Origin of the sequence: Anaerococcus sp. HMSC075B03, from assembly GCF_001815585.1 — a bacterium.
Classification (GTDB): domain Bacteria; phylum Bacillota; class Clostridia; order Tissierellales; family Peptoniphilaceae; genus Anaerococcus; species Anaerococcus vaginalis.
On sequence record NZ_KV821210.1, the window covers coordinates 1 to 677 of the forward strand.

A 677-nucleotide genomic window follows, 5' to 3' on the forward strand; every position below is an offset into this window, starting at 1 on the left:
CTAAGGGAGTAACGAAAAGTTACACCCTTAAATAACAATAATAACAAGACTTCTAAAAAGCAGAAGTCCAGAATTCCGAAAATCGGAAATCAAGAATTTCGATTATCGAAAATCAAGAAAGGAGCAGATATGGCAACAAACAAAAGATATTATTGGATAAAATTAAAAGAAGAATTTTTCACAGACAAAAGGATAAAAAGATTAAGAAGAATATCGGGAGGAGATACCTACACGATAATCTACCTCAAACTTTTATTATTAAGCCTAAAAGATGAGGGCAAACTCTATTATGACGGAGTAGAAAGTGATTTTATAAAAGAGTTAGCACTAACCATAGATGAAACAGACGATGATGTAATGGTTACGGTAAATTATTTAATCAATCAAGCCTTATTAGAAGTTGTAACAGAAAATGATGAATACTATTTAACTGAAATACCGAACTTAATAGGATCAGAAACAGCCTCTACAAGGCGTTCAAGAAAGTCTAGAGAATTAAAAATGTTGCAATGCAACACCAATGCAACACATAAGCAACAAAAGTGCAACGGAGAGATAGAGATAGAGAAAGATATAGAGATAGATAAAGAGAGAGAGGGAGAGATAGAAAAAGATAAAAAGTCCACCCCCATCTTTTATGGACAATACAAAAATGTAAGGCTAAGCAAAGAAGAATA

General features: G+C 32.5%; 1 protein-coding gene. It reads left to right on the forward strand.

Annotation, left to right across the window (positions count from 1 at the left end):
* Positions 1–129: 129 nt before the first annotated feature.
* Positions 130–677 (forward strand): phage replisome organizer N-terminal domain-containing protein (locus HMPREF3045_RS08925; RefSeq protein ID WP_070738756.1); only part of this gene is annotated, 548 nt, incomplete at its 3' end.